Origin of the sequence: Salinirubellus litoreus (genome assembly GCF_037335815.1) — an archaeon.
Taxonomy (GTDB): Archaea; Halobacteriota; Halobacteria; order Halobacteriales; family Haloarculaceae; genus Salinirubellus; species Salinirubellus litoreus.
This window is the reverse complement of sequence record NZ_CP147841.1, coordinates 2714943-2731634: the sequence shown is the minus strand read 5'-3', so window position 1 is coordinate 2731634 and position 16692 is coordinate 2714943. Positions and strand designations below refer to the sequence as shown.

Annotated in this window: 18 protein-coding genes; 14 read left to right on the top strand and 4 right to left on the bottom strand. The window is 69.8% G+C overall.

The features are described from left to right. Positions 1–3: 3 nt before the first annotated feature. From WDJ58_RS13670 to WDJ58_RS13655, 4 genes are all read left to right on the top strand, one after another. The gene (locus WDJ58_RS13670; RefSeq protein WP_338913821.1) at positions 4–1677 is read left to right on the top strand and encodes an electron transfer flavoprotein subunit alpha/FixB family protein; all 1674 of its coding nucleotides are present in this window, start codon (positions 4–6) and stop codon (positions 1675–1677) included. Continuing rightward, on the top strand, positions 1670–3337 hold the full coding sequence (locus WDJ58_RS13665; RefSeq protein ID WP_338913820.1) for an FAD-dependent monooxygenase: 1668 nt from the start codon (positions 1670–1672) through the stop codon (positions 3335–3337). The genes WDJ58_RS13670 and WDJ58_RS13665 overlap by 8 nt, the downstream gene beginning before the upstream one ends. 9 nt (positions 3338–3346) lie before the next feature. Further along, positions 3347–3724: a hypothetical protein gene (locus tag WDJ58_RS13660; RefSeq protein WP_338913819.1), complete on the top strand. Its 378-nt coding sequence runs from the start codon at positions 3347–3349 to the stop codon at positions 3722–3724. A gap of 149 nt (positions 3725–3873) precedes the next feature. Continuing rightward, on the top strand, positions 3874–4617 hold the full coding sequence (locus WDJ58_RS13655; protein WP_338913818.1) for a GNAT family N-acetyltransferase: 744 nt from the start codon (positions 3874–3876) through the stop codon (positions 4615–4617). 4 nt (positions 4618–4621) lie between these two features. On the opposite strand, the gene WDJ58_RS13650 is transcribed toward WDJ58_RS13655, so the two are convergent. After that, entirely contained in the window at positions 4622–4786 is a 165-nt protein-coding gene (locus WDJ58_RS13650) for a hypothetical protein (protein ID WP_338913817.1), read from the bottom strand. Between the two features lie 171 nt (positions 4787–4957). Between WDJ58_RS13650 and WDJ58_RS13645 the strand changes: the two genes are divergently transcribed. Then, positions 4958–5536, top strand: coding sequence for a hypothetical protein (locus WDJ58_RS13645; protein WP_338913816.1), 579 nt, complete (start codon positions 4958–4960; stop codon positions 5534–5536). Positions 5537–5572: 36 nt separating this feature from the next. On the opposite strand, the gene WDJ58_RS13640 is transcribed toward WDJ58_RS13645, so the two are convergent. Both WDJ58_RS13640 and tmcA read right to left on the bottom strand, forming a co-directional pair. Continuing rightward, positions 5573–6064, bottom strand: coding sequence for a DUF456 domain-containing protein (locus tag WDJ58_RS13640; protein WP_338913815.1), 492 nt, complete (start codon positions 6062–6064; stop codon positions 5573–5575). Then, positions 6061–8337, bottom strand: a complete 2277-nt coding sequence (tmcA, locus tag WDJ58_RS13635; protein ID WP_338913814.1) for a tRNA(Met) cytidine acetyltransferase TmcA — start codon at positions 8335–8337, stop codon at positions 6061–6063. Before tmcA ends, WDJ58_RS13640 begins: the two co-directional genes overlap by 4 nt. Before the next feature lie 258 nt (positions 8338–8595). On the opposite strand from tmcA, the gene rpl7ae reads away from it, so the two are divergent. The 9 genes from rpl7ae (at position 8596) to WDJ58_RS13590 (ending at position 14500) form a co-directional block, all read left to right on the top strand. Then, entirely contained in the window at positions 8596–8958 is a 363-nt protein-coding gene (rpl7ae, locus tag WDJ58_RS13630; protein WP_338913813.1) for a 50S ribosomal protein L7Ae, read from the top strand. Positions 8959–8962: 4 nt separating this feature from the next. Next, positions 8963–9184 carry a 30S ribosomal protein S28e gene (locus WDJ58_RS13625; protein WP_338913812.1) on the top strand — a complete coding sequence of 74 codons (222 nt, stop codon included), beginning with the start codon at positions 8963–8965 and terminating at the stop codon, positions 9182–9184. Then, positions 9185–9526: a 50S ribosomal protein L24e gene (locus WDJ58_RS13620; RefSeq protein WP_338913811.1), complete on the top strand. Its 342-nt coding sequence runs from the start codon at positions 9185–9187 to the stop codon at positions 9524–9526. It abuts the gene before it with no gap. Next, the gene (ndk, locus tag WDJ58_RS13615) at positions 9523–9984 is read left to right on the top strand and encodes a nucleoside-diphosphate kinase (RefSeq protein WP_338913810.1); all 462 of its coding nucleotides are present in this window, start codon (positions 9523–9525) and stop codon (positions 9982–9984) included. Before WDJ58_RS13620 ends, ndk begins: the two co-directional genes overlap by 4 nt. Before the next feature lie 84 nt (positions 9985–10068). After that, positions 10069–10698 carry a Yip1 family protein gene (locus WDJ58_RS13610; protein WP_338913809.1) on the top strand — a complete coding sequence of 210 codons (630 nt, stop codon included), beginning with the start codon at positions 10069–10071 and terminating at the stop codon, positions 10696–10698. Beyond that, positions 10699–12240 (top strand): hypothetical protein, encoded by a 1542-nt coding sequence (locus WDJ58_RS13605; protein WP_338913808.1) that lies wholly within the window; start codon positions 10699–10701, stop codon positions 12238–12240. Next, positions 12227–12886 (top strand): ABC transporter ATP-binding protein, encoded by a 660-nt coding sequence (locus tag WDJ58_RS13600; RefSeq protein WP_338913807.1) that lies wholly within the window; start codon positions 12227–12229, stop codon positions 12884–12886. The genes WDJ58_RS13605 and WDJ58_RS13600 overlap by 14 nt, the downstream gene beginning before the upstream one ends. Further along, positions 12883–14022: an ABC transporter permease gene (locus tag WDJ58_RS13595; protein ID WP_338913806.1), complete on the top strand. Its 1140-nt coding sequence runs from the start codon at positions 12883–12885 to the stop codon at positions 14020–14022. The genes WDJ58_RS13600 and WDJ58_RS13595 overlap by 4 nt, the downstream gene beginning before the upstream one ends. A gap of 271 nt (positions 14023–14293) precedes the next feature. After that, a complete protein-coding gene (locus tag WDJ58_RS13590; protein ID WP_338913805.1) occupies positions 14294–14500 on the top strand; it encodes a TOBE domain-containing protein in 207 nt (68 codons plus the stop codon). Positions 14501–14660: 160 nt separating this feature from the next. Here the strand turns inward: WDJ58_RS13590 and WDJ58_RS13585 are convergent, their stop codons facing one another. Then, positions 14661–16490 carry an FAD-binding protein gene (locus tag WDJ58_RS13585; protein WP_338913804.1) on the bottom strand — a complete coding sequence of 610 codons (1830 nt, stop codon included), beginning with the start codon at positions 16488–16490 and terminating at the stop codon, positions 14661–14663. Positions 16491–16692 lie beyond the last annotated feature (202 nt).

Genomic DNA, 16692 nt, shown 5'->3' with positions numbered 1-16692 from the left:
CGTATGACTCTAGACCCGAACGATTACACGATTCAGGAGCTCGGACCGGAGCTGAAAGACATCGAGGACGTCTCCGAACTCGAGGATATACTCCAGAGGGAACACCGCGGCGAGAACCGCCAGGGGGCCATCGCCCTCATCGAGAGCCGCATCGAGAAGTTCTCCGAGGACGAGGAGGCCGACGACGAGGGCGGCGTCGAACTCGCCGGGATGAGCGTCGCCGACGTCGGCAACGCCGTCCGCTCGATCGACGAGATCGGGGAGCTCGAGGACCTGCTCGAACAGGAGGAGGGGGGCGAGGACCGCGACAGCGTCAAGCGGCTCATCCGCCAGCGCATCGACTCCGTCCAGGGGAGCGACGAGGACGAGGATGCGGCGGGCGAAGAGGAGGAGGCCCAGACCCCCGAGGAGCGCCACCCCGACCTCGACCACCCGACCGCGGACAAACAGCACGTCCGCGCGCTCGAGGACGGGACCTACCGAGACATGTGGGTCTACTGTGAGGTCCAGCAGGGCGAGCTCATCGACGTCTCCTTCGAGATGCTCGGGAAGGCCCGCGAGCTGATGGACGAGTACAACGAGGAGTACGACGCCGACGAGAGGGTCGTCGCAGTCGTCATGGACGACGACGCCGAGCGGCTGGCCGAGCAGACCATCGAGTACGGGGCCGACGTCGCGGTGTACGTCGAGGACGACCGGCTCGACCGCTTCCGGCACAAGCCGTTCACGGAGATCTTCTGTGATGCCGCCCGCGGTCCGGGCCACCCCTACGGACGCGAGGACCGCGAGGAAGAAGAGTGGCGCGACTACGACGAGCCCCGCTACACGGTGTTCCCGGCGACGAACAACGGGCGAGACCTCTCGGCGCTGGTCCAGGCCGAACTCGACTCCGGGCTGGCCTCGGACTGTTCGGACCTGTACATCACCAGCGCCGTGATCTCGAACCCCGCGAAGACGGGTCAGCCGGGGACGAACAGGACGTTCGAGCGCGTCCTCCACATGAAACGCCCGGACTTCTCCGGGTTCGAGTACTCGACCATCCTCTGTCTCGACAAGCCCGACCGGGAGTTCCACCCGCAGGGTGCCTCGGTCATCCCCGGGAGCTTCGAACTCCCCGATCCCGACCCCGAGCGCGAGGGCGAGGTGGTCGAACACGAGATGCCCATGGACGACGAGTGGTTCGGCGTCGAGGTCACCGAGTTCGATCAGCTCGACGGCGGCGTCGACCTCTCGGGTAACGACGTGGTCGTCGCGCTCGGCCGCGGCATCGGCGACGACCCGACGAGGGGGATCGAACTCGGCCTCGACCTCGTCGACGCGTTCGACGAGGCCGACCTCGGACTCTCGCGTGGGGTGATCACCGCCTCCTACGAGTTCGACGGCCACGTCGAGGGGTACGTCGCCGAGGAGCGCCAGATCGGCGAGTCCGGGCAGGTCGTCGAGCCCGACGTCTACATCGCCGTCGGCATCTCCGGTGCGGTCCAGCACAAGGTCGGGATGGACGAGTCGGACCTCATCATCTCGATCAACACGAACCCGGACGCCGACATCGTGGGGTTCTCGGACTACTTCATCGAGGGCGACCTCTTCGAGGTGCTCCCCGAGTTGACGCGGGCGGTCGAGAGCGGGGAACTGGACGTCGCCGCCCTGGCCGACGGGGGTCGAGCCGATGACTGAACTCGACGAGTACGAGCACTACGAGGCGATCGTCGTCGGGGCCGGGCCGGGCGGTGCCGCGGCGGCGGCCCGGCTGGCCGACTCCGGTATCGAGACGCTCGTGCTCGAACGCGGCGTCGACGCCGGCTCGAAGAACGTCTCGGGGGGCGTGATCTACGCCGAGGAGTCCTCGCCGTACACGATCGACGACCTGTTCCCCGACTTCCGCGAGGAGGCCACGGAGCGACCGGTCACGGCCAACTACATCCACAACGTCGCGGGGGACAAGGTGAAGACGGTCGACATCTCCGACCTGCACCACCACGACACGGAGTGGGCCGACGCGGTACTCCGCCGGAAGATGGACTCCTGGCTCGCAGAGCAGGTTCACGAACGGGCACGCGAGTCGGGCGGCGGCCTCCTGACGGACGTCCGTGTCAACGGTCTCCTGCGCGAGCGGGGCGAGATCGTCGGGGTGACCTGCGACGAGATCGACCCGATCACGGCGGACCTGATCGTCGCCGCCGACGGGGTGAACTCCGAACTCGCACGCGACGCCGGTCTCATGGACTGGGAGGACCCCGAGGAGTGGTTCCAGGGCGTCAAGGCGGTCGTCGACATGCCCGCCGACGCCATCGAGGAGCGGTTCGACATCGCCCCAGACGAGGGCGAGGCCCACCTCTTCTCGGGCGACCTCTACCAGGGCGTTCGCGGGGGCGGGTTCCTCTACACGAACGAGGACACGCTCTCGATCGGGAACGTCTTCCACCTCGACAGCATCGTCGAGGAGCGCGCGGAGGTCTCGAACCTGCTCGACGCGCTGCTGACCCATCCCCTGTTAGGTCAGTGGCTCGACGACGACTACGTCGAACTGGAGTACTCGGCGAAGCTCGTCCCCGACTCGAAGAAGGTGGCTCACCGATCGCCCTACCGCGACCGGCTCGTCCTCGTGGGCGACGCCGCGGGCCAGATGCAGGCCCAGGGGCCCATCATCAAGGGGATGAACCACGCCGTGACCGCGGGGGCGCTCGCCGCGGAGGCGTTCATCACCACCAAGGGCCGGGGACGGCCTCACAGTGCCGGCGAGCTCTACCAGCGGAAGCTCGAAGACGAGGGCGTGATGGCCAAGCTCCGGCCCTCGCTCTACCGCGCCTCGCGGGCCGCCGCCGAGAACGACCGGGTGACGAACCTCGTCGACACCGTGGCGTCCTCCGCGGTCGGTCGGATGGGGATGCGCAGGCTCTCCTCGACCGTCGAGCGGCTCTACAACTCGCCGCTCATGATGAGCGTCCTCCCGGACACGAGTTCGGCGTACGTCACCCTGCCGACGGTCCTCGCGGAGGAGCTCGGCGAACGGATCACCCACGAGAACGACGTCGAGCCGCCGAGCCTCGGCGACCGCATCGGTGACCTGACCTACGACGTGGGCGAGCCCCACATCGAACTCCAGGACCGTTCCTGGGAGGCCAGCGGCGACGCCGTCACCGCCTGCCCGGTGAGTTCGATGGACTACGGCGGGGGCTGTTACCGCCCGGAGACGGTCAAGACGAACGGCCACGAGGAGCGCGTCGTCAGCCTCGACACCCAGCCCTGCATCGAGTGCGGGACCTGCGCCGTCGTCGCGGACACGAAGTGGACACACCCCAGCGGCGGGAAGGGCGTCGAGTACAGGGAGGGGTGAGGCGGGGAGGTGAGCCGCTACGCTGACCGCATCGCGGAGCTCCACCGGCGGGCCGAGCGGGACCGCGAGGCGTTCTCGCCCCCCGCCGAGCCGCCCGCCGAGAAGGAGGCCATGCGCTACCTCCGTGAGGGGTTCGGCGAGGCCGTCGCGGTCTACCTCGACGCCCGGACGGGCGGGCCACCCGTGCGGTTCGAGGTAGACGAGTTCGAACGGCTCGAAGCGGCGATGAACACCTGGCTCTCGCTGTACGCCCGGTGTCACGGGGTCGACATCGAGGCCGACTACAGCGTCCGGACCGCGGCGGAGGTACTGATCGACACCCACGACGTGGGCGGGACGGCCCGGGTGCTCACCCACGTCCCGGGCCGGGAGGAGGCGTCCGGGTAGAGACACGGCGGAATCGAGAACCACCGATACCCCTCAACGTCTCCCGACGTCCGCCGACGGCCGATCACCCGCGGGAACGGGTTTCGGTCCGGGGAACCGACCCTCGAACGGGAACAACCCTTATATAATGGGTACTGCTATCAGGTGGCATGCGTTTCTCCGACGAACTCGAGTTCGGACACCGGGGACGGCAGGAGGTCTACGACTACGTCGAGCGCCACGGCGCGGTCGACTACGAGGAGGCACAGCGGGCCCTCCGGATGGCACCCGAGGAGTTCGGGACGCACGTCACCGTGCTCGCCCGCGAGGGGATACTCGAGCGCGACCGGGAGGAGGACGAGATCAGGATCGCCTTCGAGGACGACGGCACCGAGAGCTACGAGACGGACGTGCGGTTCGTCATCCGGCAGGCCCGCGAGGAGGACATGGAGGAACTCGTCCGGGTCATCCGTGATTCGCTGACCGAGGACCGCTACGTCGTCGGGGAGAGCCTGGCCGACGTCGTCGACCACGAGGAGGTGCTGCTCCGGCACAACGAACTCCAGTCGCGCGTGGTGTTCGTCGCCACCGTCGGCGGCGAAGTCGTCGGGTGGGTCCACCTCGACCACCCCGAGCAGGAGGCGCTCTCCCACACCGCGACGCTCACCGTGGGGGTCCATCGGGACCACCGCGGCCACGGCATCGGCGAGAAGCTCCTCGAACGCGGCGAACGCTTCGCCGAGGCCGTGGGCACCGAGAAGCTCTACAACACCGTCCCGTCGACCAACCAGGCCGCCATCGAGTTCCTCTCGGAGCGGGGCTGGGAGACCGAGGCCGTCCGCGAGGACCACTACCGGATCGACGGCGAGTACGTCGACGAGGTCATGATGGCCTACCACCCCCAGGCGGAGTAGGGGATCAGGGGAACTCCCCGTCCGAGCCCTCGAGGACCTCCGCGACCACGCCGTCCTGCTGAGCGAGCACGCGAGCGTGAGCCGCACAGACCTCCCGGTCGTCCGCCCACGGAACGTGGAGCCGAACGGCGACGGCCCGGTCACAGCCCTCCTCGGCACACTCGGTCATGGTCGGGGACACGTCCCGTAGCGTCAAATACTGCCCGCACGAGCCGCCGGCCCCTCCCGGACCGGAGTGGAGTCGACCGGCTCCGTGAGCCGCCCGGCGACGGACCCACTCGGTCGAGTCCTCCTTCGAGCCTCCGAAAGGCGTTTTCCCCCCGACGCCCGATCTCCGACGATGCGTTCACGGTCGACACTGCTCGCCGGGCTGGTCGCGCTCGGCCTCCTCGCGACCGGCTGTCTCTCCGGGACACCGGGTACCGACACGAGGACGGTGACGTCCGTGGAGCCGGAAGCGGGAACCGACACGCCGACGGCCACGGCAGCGGCGAGTACACCGACGGTGGGGCCATGTCCGGCGGACACAGCGGCACCGACGTCGACGCCGACTACCCCGACCACACCGCGCTCGGGGACAGCGACGGCCACGGAACCCGACTTCGAGTTCGCCCCGGACCGGGAGACGCCGGTCCTGCTACGGAACGCCGGGGAGGAGGCGGTCGAGGTCCGCGTTCGAGTCGTCTGCGAGGCGACCGGGGAGACGGTCCACGAGGGCACCTACGCCGTCGCGCCGGACGCGAGGCCACGACCGGCTGTCGACCTCTCCCGGGCAAACCCCGACGCGGGCGTCAGCCTCCGCGTCGTCGTGACCGCCCGGAACGCGACCGGGAGCGTCACGGCCACGACGACGGCCTGTGCCGACGTGACCGGGGAGGTCCGGGCGGATGGTGGGGTCCGAGTGTGGGCTACCTGCTGAGCGGCGTCGAGTGGGGCTGTGGCGACCCGTGGCGGTTCAGTAGATGACGACCAGGAGCATCCCGAGGAAGACGAACGCGGTGAGCAGCGCCTGGGCCACCGAGGAGGCGAGCATGCCGACGGTGGTGTAAGCGGCGATCCGGGCGCTCTCCTCTACGTCCTCGTTCTCGTAGTAGGTCAGCGCGAAGACGGTCCCGGCCACGCCGAGGAGGAGCCCTACGGGTCCCGCGACGAGCGTCAGCGGGAGGGCGACCACCGCGGCGGCGAGCGTCGTCCGCGTGGAGGCCCCGCCCGCCGAAGCCGAGACCGCCCCGCCGAACCAGTCGAGGACGAGCGCGAGCAGCGCGAGCCCCACGAGCCCGACGAGGACGAACGGGCCGGGATCGGCGTACCCCGAGTTCCACCAGTAGAGCAGGACGCCCCCGACCGAGAGCGCCGCGCCGGGGACCAGCGGAATGAGGCTCCCGACGACGGCGAACAGACAGAGCCCCAGCGCGAGGAGGACGACGAGGTCGGGGACGGGAATCATCGGTACCGCGCCACCTCCTCGCGCGCCGCGTCGTTCCCGTAGCGCTCGACCAGCGGGCGGTAGGCCGCACCCACCGAGCGCATCGCCTCGCGCTTCGAGGTGTAGGGCCCCCACTCGGCGACCGCATCCCACGGCCACGTCTGCAACACCTTCCGGACGAGGAGGCGCTCGTCTTCGGGGGGGAGATCGACCGCCCCCTCCGTCAGGTGGGCCAGGGCGAGTTCGCGGAACGGACGCGGCGCGGCGTCGTAGAGCCCGGGGCCGAACGCGGCCGCCGCGACCGTCCGCCACTCCCGGTCGGTCGGATCGGCTCTCGCGGGGGCATCGGCCGCCGCCAGCACCTCCCGGACCACGTCGGGGTCGGCGTCCCGGAGCGCGTCGGCGAGAACGGACCCGATGCGTCGGCGGAACCACTCCCCGGTCCGGTCCACGAGCGCACCCCCGGCGTCGGTGAGCGGCCGGGCCATCAGCGCCGAGTACTCCCCGGAGGTGTCGTTCCGCGTCGTCGAGAGGTGGAGCGTCGAGAAGCCGTTCTCGGCCCAGAACCGCACCAGCCGGGGGGTCGCACCGTAGCCGACGCCGAGGTAGTCGACCCCGGCGTCCACCCCGCCCGGCCAGTCGAACCGTCCATCGCGTGCGTCCGCGGCGATCTCGTCCAGAAGCCGCGAACCGAGCCCCCGCGAGCGGACCGCGGGGTGGGTGGCGATCCGCAGGACCCGGAGTCCCACGGGGACGCCCCCTTCCTCGTCCCGGAGCTGTGAGGTCAGTACGTCCGGAAGCATGTTTCCACGGACGCGTTCGCCCTCGTACATCCGCCGCCGTCGTTCCTCCGAGAGACCGCCCTCGCGGGCGAGGAGCGCGACACAGACCACCCGATCCTCGAAGGCGAGCGCCCGGACGGCGACGTTCGGCGCGTCGAGCACCCGAGTCAGGTCGTCGGGCTCAGTGCGGTAGTGTGCGAGCACGAGCAGTCCGAACGCCTCGCGGAGGCGGTGTTCGTCGGCGAGCAGCGCGTCGGCCCCGAGGTCGAGGTACACGCAGTCCTCGACAGCCGCGTCGGAGACGAGGGGATCGACGGCGGGCCGGGCGTCGAGCAGCAGCGCACGGAACGCCCACGTCTCGACGGGATCGCCGGGTGCGTAGCGGATGGGATCGGCCATGGTCACGTCGGTCACGTCGCGGGCACTCTCGTCCAGGTGGTCGCGAAAGCGGACGTCGAACCCCCTTCCCGCGCCCTCGTAGCCGTGGACGGTCGTGGCGAACGCGAGCGCCGCGTCGGTGGCGAGAGAGCCCTCCAGCAGGCGGACCGGGAGCGCCGCGGCCTCGTCGACGAGGAGTGCGTCCGCTCCGGTCGTCGTCGCCTCCGCCGGGGAGACGAAGCGAACCCGGCCACTCCCCACGCTCGTGAGGACCTTCCCAGAGTCGTCCCACTCTCCGAGTTCGTCCATCGCGTCGAGCAGTTCCCGCGCGCGATCGAACACCTCGGCGGCGTTCCGGTAGCCCGGCGCGGTCACGACCACCTCGCGGCCCTCGACGGCGAGCGCGCCGGCGGCGAGGCCGACCGCGCTCGACTTGCCACGTCCCCGATCCGCGGAGACGACGACCGCCGAACCCGGGTCCCCGAGCGCCTCCAGTGCGTGTAGCGCGTCGGCCTGATCGTCGGTGAGACACGCCTCGTAGGCCGTCGCCGGGAAACGCGGCTCGGCCGGTGGTTCGGGCGGGTCGTCGGGCCGTCGAGGTGCGGGGTCGGTGAGGCCGTCGCGTTCGATCCGCCCCCGGTCGACGTCCACGATGGCGACCCCGCGGTGCTCGCGGAGGGTGCGGACGAGTCGGCGGCGGAACCGGCCCGCGACGGCGTCGACACCGAACGGCGGGACCGCGAGCCCGTCGTCGAAACCGTCACGTACTGTCGACCACTCATCGAGTGGGGGGGTGAGCAGGACGAGGAGGCCGCCGCCGTCGACGGCACCGACCACTCGGCCGAGCGCGTTCGGACGCGTCTCGTCGTGACAGTCGAGAACGACCGCCTCGCGGGTGGTCCCCAGCAGGTCGGCGCTCCGGTCGAGCGGGAGGCGGCTCATCCCGCCGATGTCGAGACGACCGTCGGTGAGGAGGCACACCCCGGCGGCGTCGAGGTCGGCGGCGTCGAGCGCTCGGCCGGCCGCGTCGTAGGTGGCCTCGCGCGAGCCGGCGAGGACGAGGAGCCGTCGCTCGTCGGCGGTTCGGGCCTCGGTGTACAGTGCCCGGACGTGCTCCTCGAACGCTCGCTTCACGGTCGAGGGTGAGCGGGCGGACACAAGGGGTCGTCGGTCCCGAGAGCCGACGAGCGGTCGATGTTCGACTGCGTGTGTGCGCGTGGCAGGGCCGAGCGCGTTCGAAAGCGCTTATACGTCCCGGATATCTACGGAGGGGTACAGCCCGCGCGGGGCTGTGATGCTCCTAGCCTCTCAAGGACGACGCGCCGTATGGCGCACGGGCGATGGCCCGGACGGCGGGGGAGCGCGAGCCCGCGCGCGGGAGGTGAACACACCATGTCAGTATACGTCGATTTCGACGTCCCGGCCGACCTCGAGGAGGACGCCCTCGAGGCGCTCGAGGTGGCCAGGGACACAGGCTCGGTACGGAAGGGAACGAACGAGACGACCAAGGCCGTCGAGCGAGGCAACGCGGTGCTCGTCTTCGTCGCCGAGGACGTCCAGCCCGAGGAGGTCGTGATGCACCTGCCGGACCTCTGCGCGGAGAAGGACGTCCCGTACGTCTTCGTGGGCACGCAGGACGACGTCGGCCACGCCGCCGGCCTCGAGGTCGGCTCGGCCGCCGCCGCCATCGTCGACGCCGGCGACGCGCGCGAGGACGTCGACGACATCGCCTCGAAGCTCGAGGAGCTCCAGTAGATCCATGAGCGCAGAGGAGGAGTCCGCGTCGACCGCCGCCGAGGTCATCGAGATCGTCGGCAAGACCGGGATGCACGGCGAGGCAATGCAGGTCAAGTGTCGCATCCAGGAGGGCGGCAACCAGGGTCGCATCATCGCGCGAAACGTGCTCGGGCCCGTTCGAGTGGGCGACGTGCTCCAGCTCCGCGAGACGGCCCGGGAGGCCGACGGCATCGGAGGGCAGTAGATGGTCAGCACCCGAACCTGCGACTTCAGCGGCGAGGACATCGAGCCCGGGACGGGGATCATGTACGTCCGGAACGACGGGACCGTCCTGCACTTCAAGGACCGCAAGGCCGAGAAGAACTACTTCATGGGTCGCGAGTCCCGCGACCTCGAGTGGACGCAGGCCGGCCGGGCCGCGAAGGACACCCGGCGTCCCCAGGAGACGGAGGACGAAGCGGAGACCGAGGCCGAAGCCGAAGAGGAGGAGTCGGCCGGCACGCCGGACCTCGAAGCCGCCGAGGCCGAAGAGGCCGAGAGCGACGAGGCGACCGACGGATCCGATGAGGAGGACGACGAGGAATGAGTGACGAACGCACCTTCGTGATGGTCAAGCCCGACGGCGTCCAGCGCGGCCTGATCGGCGACGTCGTCTCCCGGTTCGAGGAGCGCGGTCTGAAGCTCGTCGGCGCGAAGTTCATGGAGATCGACGAGGACCTCGCACACGAGCACTACGGCGAGCACGAGGGCAAGCCGTTCTTCGAGGGGCTCGTCGAGTTCATCACCTCCGGACCCGTGTTCGCGATGGTCTGGGAGGGCGCGGACGCCACCCGCCAGGTCCGCAAGATGATGGGTCAGACCGACCCCGCCGACTCGGCACCGGGAACCATCCGCGGCGACTACGGTCTCGACCTCGGTCACAACGTCATCCACGGCTCGGACCACGAGGACGAGGGCGCGAACGAGCGCGAGATCGAGCTGTTCTTCGACGAGGACGAACTCGTCGACTGGGAGATGGACAGCGCCGAGTGGGTCTACGAGTAGAAGTCCCACCCCCCCGCACGTTCCGGACCGACCGACCCAGGTCCTGTATAAACATTCAAGCCGCCGCCGAGACAGCCGTCGGTCATGGTCCTCGACCTGCTGACGAACCCGGACGCGTTCTTCGCCGAACGCTCGGACGACCCTTCACTGCTCCGTCCCGCGCTGGTCGTCCTGATCGTCGCGGTCATCGGCGTGATCGGTAGCTACCCGGTGATACAGGCGACGATCAGTGCCCTCCCACCGGAGGCCGGTGCCTTCGTGACGGTCATCCAGGTCGTCGGTGCGGTCTTCGGCGTCGTGGTCTCGTTTATCATCTGGGTGCTCTACGCCGTCGCGTTCCGCGGCATCGCGTACATACTGTTCGACGGCGACGGGAGCTTCCGCGACACGTTCGCGCTCGTCGGGTGGGGGTTCGTCCCCGCCGTGTTCGGGGGCCTGGTGAACGCCGCGGTGAACTTCGTCGTCTTCAGCGGCGTCCAGTTCCCGGACGACCCCGCCCAGGTGGCCCAGTTCGCCCAGGAGCTCCAGTCCCGTCCGGAGTTCCTCGTCGCCGGGGTGCTCGGCATCGCCTTCCTGCTCTGGAGCGCGTTCCTCTGGACGTTCGCCGTCCGGTACGCCGAGGGGCTCGACCTCCGAGAGGCCGCGCTGACGGTCGCCGGGCCGGTGGCGGTGGCCCTCCTGATCCGACTCAACGGGGTCTTCGGGGTGATCTGAGTGGACCCGGATCCGAAGAGCGGCGTCGTTCTGGTCTGCCTCGCACTCGTCGTGGCGCTCGTCCCGGCGAGCGCCGTCGGCGTCGGGGCCGGGGCTGGAGCTGGGGCCGCGGTCGGCATCGGAGCCGGGTCCGTCGAGGCGCAGGTCGCGAACGCCGCCATCACCAACGTGACCGCCTCGCCGAACTCGCCGGTACCCGGCGAGACGGTCAGGTTCACGGCCACCATCGAGAACTTCCAGCGGAGCAACGACACGTTCGTCGTCGAGGCCGCGGCGCTCCGCACCGGCCCCGGCAGTAACTTCAACGAGTTCGCCAGGATCCAGGACCCCGGTCGGATCCCGCCCGGTGCGTCGCTTCGGATCCCCCTCATCCAGTCGTTCGGGACGACGGGGACCAAGGACCTCCGGGTGGTGGTGTTCGGTCGGACCGTGGGCGGCGAGCGCGTCCAGCTCACCTACCCGGTGACCGTCAGGGTGACCGACGAGGACCCCCGGGTCGCGGTCGACATCGCCGAGCCCATCGAGGGCGTCGAGTCGAACGCGACGGTCACGGTGGCAAACGGGCTCGACCGCGACCTTCGGAACGTGGAGGTGACGCTCTCGGGCGACGTGACCGTCGAGCGCCCCCGCCAGGTCCGGTCGACCCTCGCGACCGGCGAGACGGCCTCGTTCCCCTTCGGAGCCGTCCCGGAGGGTTCCGGTGAGACGGGGGTGACCGCCACCGTCGAGTACACGCTCGCCGGCGGACCGACCCGGAGCGTCAGCACCACCAAGACGGTCCGGACGGCCGGGCTCGACGACCGGGTGGCGCTCACGACCAACGTGACCGGCCGTCGGGTGGTCGTGACGGCGACGAACCTCGGGAACGTCGAGGCCGAGAACCTCCTCGTCGTCGGGAACGCCACGAACGCGACGGTCGGGCAGGCCGTCGTCGGTACCCTGGGACCGGACGAGTCCTCGACGGTCTCGCTACCCGTCCGCGACCTCGACGGACCCGTGACCGTCGAGATCCGGGCGGACTACGAGGTCGGCGACGAGACCGTGACGACGCCCGTAGAGCGGGTGACGCTCCGGTCGACGCCCGGCCGGGTGGAGCTGACCGGCCTCGACGTCCAGCCCGAGGCGGGCCACCTCGTGGTCACCGGATCGGCGAGCAACGTCGGCCTCTCCCCGGTCGACAGCGTCGTGGTCAGGGTCGTCGAGAGCGAGGGCGTCACCCCCGTCTCGCCGAACCGCGAGTACTTCGTCGGGACGATACCCGCGAGCGACTTCGTCTCGTTTGACGTAACCGCCCGCGTCGACGCGAACGTCTCGGAGATCCCCCTGCGGGTGACGTACCTCTCGGACGGCCAGCGCCGCGTCGAGGAGGTATCGGCCCCCTACCGGGACGCGACCGTGGAGACCCCCGACCGGCCGGGCGGCGGTTCCGGTGACGCAGGAGGTGGCGGCATCCTCCTGCCGGCCGCCGTCGGCGTCGTCGTGGTCCTGGCCGTCGGCATCCTCGTCTTCGTCGGATGGAGGAACCGCCGTGTCGGTGATTGAGGCCCGCGACGTCGACAAGCGCTACGAGACCAGAAGCGAGGTCGTCGAGGCGCTGGTGGACGTGAACCTCGCCGTCGAATCCGGCGAGTTCATCGCCGTGATGGGCCCCTCCGGGAGCGGGAAGTCCACCCTCCTGAACGTGCTCGGGCTTCTGGACGTCCCGACCGAGGGGGACGTCTACCTCGACGGGGAGCCGACCGCGGATCTCTCGGACCGCGAGCGGACCCGCGCGAGAAAGCGGACCATCGGGTTCGTCTTCCAGAACTTCTACCTCATCCCGACGCTGACCGCCCAGGAGAACGTCGAGATCCCCCGGCTCCTCGATCGCGACTCCGGGACGTCGGAACGGGCGGCCGAACTCCTCCGGCGGGTGGGTCTGGGCGATCGGCTGGACCACCGCCCCGACGAGCTCTCGGGCGGCCAGCGCCAGCGGGTCGCCATCGCCCGGTCGCTCGTCAACGACCCGCGGCTCGTCCTGGCCGACGAGCCCACGGGGAACCTCGACCGCGAAACCGGTCGGAGCGTGCTCACGCAGTTCACCGAGATCTGCGAGGAGGGCGTCTCCGTCATCGCGGTGACCCACGACGACCAGGTGACCGAGTACACCGACCGGGTGGTGAACCTCGTCGACGGGCGGATCGTATGAACCCGCTCTACCGGCTCTTCCCGACGCTGCTGGTCGCCCGCCGGAACCTCACCCGGACGAAGACCCGGTCGGCGCTGGCGATGCTCGGGATCGTGATCGGCGTGGTCGCCATCGCCTCGCTCGGCGTCTTCGGCGCGACCCTCTCCCAGTCCGTGACCGGCTCGATCGGGGACATCGGCAACCAGATCGTCGTCTCCCCGGTCTCGGAGGACGGCGACCCCGATCCGCTGACCGATCGCGAGGTCCGCGAGATCGAGCGGGTCAGCGGCGACGGGGACGTCGTCCCCGTCCGACAGAACACCTCGCGGGTCTCGTTCCGCGGCGAGGACATGCGGACGTCGGTCTACGGGATGAACGACCCGGCGGCGGCCTACGATCCCGATACCGGCCGGATCCCGACCCCGTTCAGGAGCGGCGCGCTCGTCGGGTCGAATCTCGCCGACGAACTGGACGTCGGCGTCGGCGACTCCCTGTCGGTCGACAACCGCACGTTCCGCGTTCTGGCGATCCTGGAGCCCTCGGAGGGCTTCTCGACGGTCAACCCGGATTCGGCGGTCGTCCTCCCGGTGCGGGACGTGCCCGGCCGGGGGTACACCTCGGTCGTCGTCACCGCGTCGTCGGGCGAGCGTGCCAACGAGACCGCAGTCGCCATCCGCGAGGCGCTCAACGACCGCGAGGAGCGGGTGAGCATCTTCGAACTCGGACAGATCGTCCAGCAGATCGGCTCGGTGTTCGAGGCCGTCAACCTCTTCCTCGTGGGTATCGGCTCGATCTCGCTGCTCGTCGCCGGCGTGAGTATCCTGAACGTCATGCTGATGAGCACCATCGAGCGACGGGGCGAGATCGGCGTCCTGCGGGCCGTCGGCTACCAGCAGCGCGACGTGCTGAAGATCATGCTCTCGGAGGCCCTCCTGCTCGGCACCATCGGCGGGGTCGTCGGGGCCGTCCTCAGCCTCGGTGGCGGGCTGATCATCGCCGAGCTGATCCTCGGCGATCCGACCGCCGCACTCACCGCACAGAACGCCCTGTACATCCTCGCGGCGTTCGCGTTCGGCGTCGTCACGAGCGTCGTGAGCGGGCTCTACCCCGCGTGGAAGGCCGCCAGCGAGGAGCCCGTCGAGGCACTGCGAGGCTGAGAGGGCGACTCACCCCATCGCGAGGCACATCTCGGGGTCCCTTCCCACGGGCATGGACGACCACGGCCACGGGACATACCGCCACGAACACCTGTGGGCCTGCTTCCCGGCGCTCGACGCGATCGAGGCGGACGAGGACGGCCGGTGGTGGCTCCCGGCCTCGAACACGGGCTCCCGTTCACGTTCTCGTCCCAGGCGACTACCTTCGATTGAGTCGGCCGAGTGAGGCCGCGGCGGGAGGTTCAGGTTCCGGGAGCACGTACCGGAGTCCATGGCACTCAGTGCCCGCAACAGACTGAGCGGTACCGTAAAGAGCATCGACACCTCCGGCCCAATGGCCGAGGTGGTCATCGACGTCGACGGGACGGAGATCACGTCGACCATCACCAGCAGGTCGGTCGAGCGTCTCGGGCTCGAAGAGGGATCGGACGCGACGGCAGTAGTGAAGGCCTCCGACGTGATGGTCGACAGCGAGTAGGCGGACCCACGGAAAACGGGTATCCACGAGCGACCACGGGGAACGAACGGTTCACCCGCCCGGAGTATCTCTTTCCCCGAGCCTTAGCGAACCGAGCGGGACGGCCCTCGCCTCGCGCTGGCCGCGCGAAGCGAGCGGCCCGGCGAGTGAGGAGTGGTCGCTAGTAGGAGCGGATCTTCGGCTCGTAGGTCTTCTCCTCGCCCTCGAGGATGACGGGCTTGTAGTAGAGCTTCGGCTGGCCGTCGTTCCAGGCGATCATCGTGTGCTTGAGCCACTCCTCGTCCTTGCGCTCCTGGTGGGCCTCCCGCCAGTGGGCACCGCGGAACTCGTCGCGGGCGAGCGCCCCCAGCGTGATGGTCTCGGCGACGTCGATCAGGTTCCGCGTCTCGATGGTGTGGATGAGGTCGGTGTTGAACGTCCGCGAGGGGTCGCTGACGGCGACCTCCTGGTACTCCTCGCGGCACTCGCGGATGATCTCGAGGGCGTCCTTGAGGTTCGCCTCGCGCCGGAAGACGTTGACGTGGCGGGTCATCGCCTTCTGGAGCTTGGCCCTGATCTCGGCGTGGTTGCGGCCGTCGCGCTCGATGAGCGTCCGGACCCGCTGGCGCTCGCGCTCGACGGCACCTTCGAGGACCGCCCCGCCCTCCACGACGGCACCGTCGGCGGCGACGTCCTCGTCGGCCGTGTCGAGCGCGCCGGGGGAGACCGGCGTGTCGAGCCCCTCCTCCGCCTCGCTCATCGCGCTCGGGCCGGTCTCGATGCGGGCCTCGCCGAGGTCGCGCCCGGCGGCGTGGTGGCCCGCGCGGGCACCGAACACGATGAGTTCGGGCAACGCGTTTCCACCCAGCCTGTTCGAGCCGTGGACGGAGACGCAGGCGCACTCGCCGGCGGCGTAGAGTCCCGAGATGCACGTCTCGCCGTTCTCGTCGGTCTCGATGCCGCCCATGTGGTAGTGCTGGCCGGGTTTGACCGGCATGGGCTCCTCGAGTCCGTCGACCCCCTCGAAGTCCTCGGCGAGGTGGAGGATGTTCTCCAGCCGGTCGATGATCCGCTCCTCGCCGAGGTGACGCATGTCGAGGTAGACGTACTCGTCCTCGACACCGCGCCCGTTGTTGACCTCTGTGAGTTCGGCCCGGGAGACGACGTCGCGGGAGGCGAGTTCGCCGTCGTTGTTCGCGTAGCCGCGCTCGAACATGAACCGCTCGCCCTCCGAGTTGTAGAGGATGCCGCCCTCGCCGCGGACGCCCTCGGAGATGAGCACGCCGGTGCTCGGGAGCGTCGTCGGGTGGAACTGGACGAACTCCATGTCCTCGGCGGGGACGCCGGCGCGGTAGGCCATAGCCGGGCCGTCGCCAGTGTTGGCGACCGCGTTGGTGGTGTGATCGTAGGCCTGGCCGTCCCCGCCCGTCGCGAGGATGACCCCGTTCCGGGCCCGGAAGCCCACGACGTCGCCGTTCTTGATGTCGTAGGCGACGACGCCGTGGCACTCGCGGTCCTCCGGGTCGTCGTGGTCGGTGACGGCGAGCTGGGTGACGTAGAACTCGTCGTAGACCTTGATCCCCCGCTTGACGACCTGCTGGTACATCGTGTGGAGCAGGTGGTGACCGGTCTCCGCGCCAGCGTACGTCGTCCGCGGGAACGAGAGCCCGCCGAACGGCCGCTGTGAGACGCGGCCGTCGTCCTCGCGGGAGAAGGGCATCCCCCAGTGTTCGAGCTGGATGACCTCCTCGGGGGAGTCCTGACAGAGCGTCTCGATGGCCGGGGCGTCACCCAGGTAGTCCGACCCCTTCATCGTGTCGTAGGCGTGCAGTTCCCAGTCGTCGCCGTCCCGGAGCGCGGCGTTGATGCCGCCCTCGGCCGCGCCCGTGTGCGAGCGGACCGGGTGGAGCTTCGTGACCAGAGCCACGTCGGCCCCCTCCTCGTGTGCCGCGATGGCCGCGCGGAGACCGGCACCACCCGCGCCGACCACGATGACGTCGTGTTCGTGCATTGTGTTCTGGATTCGTGTTAGGCCGTCTCTGACTTGAGGCTGTCTTTCGCCGAAGGCGACGCTACCGGGACGCCGGGGTACGGTCGTTCGAGCGTCGCCCGGACTGATCCGTGGCCACGACGCCCGGTGATCGTCCCGGTCATAGACACCTCGGAGGACGGGAGCGTATAAAGAACCCCGGTCCCCGCTCCCGAGAGGGGTG

Coding starts and splice junctions, on each gene's coding strand:
- WDJ58_RS13670 (WP_338913821.1), top strand. CDS start 4: ATGACTCTAGACCCGAACGATTACACGATTCAGGAGCTCGGACCGGAG.
- WDJ58_RS13665 (WP_338913820.1), top strand. CDS start 1,670: ATGACTGAACTCGACGAGTACGAGCACTACGAGGCGATCGTCGTCGGG.
- WDJ58_RS13655 (WP_338913818.1), top strand. CDS start 3,874: ATGCGTTTCTCCGACGAACTCGAGTTCGGACACCGGGGACGGCAGGAG.
- WDJ58_RS13650 (WP_338913817.1), bottom strand. CDS start 4,786: ATGACCGAGTGTGCCGAGGAGGGCTGTGACCGGGCCGTCGCCGTTCGG.
- WDJ58_RS13645 (WP_338913816.1), top strand. CDS start 4,958: ATGCGTTCACGGTCGACACTGCTCGCCGGGCTGGTCGCGCTCGGCCTC.
- WDJ58_RS13640 (WP_338913815.1), bottom strand. CDS start 6,064: ATGATTCCCGTCCCCGACCTCGTCGTCCTCCTCGCGCTGGGGCTCTGT.
- rpl7ae (WP_338913813.1), top strand. CDS start 8,596: ATGTCAGTATACGTCGATTTCGACGTCCCGGCCGACCTCGAGGAGGAC.
- WDJ58_RS13625 (WP_338913812.1), top strand. CDS start 8,963: ATGAGCGCAGAGGAGGAGTCCGCGTCGACCGCCGCCGAGGTCATCGAG.
- WDJ58_RS13620 (WP_338913811.1), top strand. CDS start 9,185: ATGGTCAGCACCCGAACCTGCGACTTCAGCGGCGAGGACATCGAGCCC.
- ndk (WP_338913810.1), top strand. CDS start 9,523: ATGAGTGACGAACGCACCTTCGTGATGGTCAAGCCCGACGGCGTCCAG.
- WDJ58_RS13610 (WP_338913809.1), top strand. CDS start 10,069: ATGGTCCTCGACCTGCTGACGAACCCGGACGCGTTCTTCGCCGAACGC.
- WDJ58_RS13595 (WP_338913806.1), top strand. CDS start 12,883: ATGAACCCGCTCTACCGGCTCTTCCCGACGCTGCTGGTCGCCCGCCGG.
- WDJ58_RS13590 (WP_338913805.1), top strand. CDS start 14,294: ATGGCACTCAGTGCCCGCAACAGACTGAGCGGTACCGTAAAGAGCATC.
- WDJ58_RS13585 (WP_338913804.1), bottom strand. CDS start 16,490: ATGCACGAACACGACGTCATCGTGGTCGGCGCGGGTGGTGCCGGTCTC.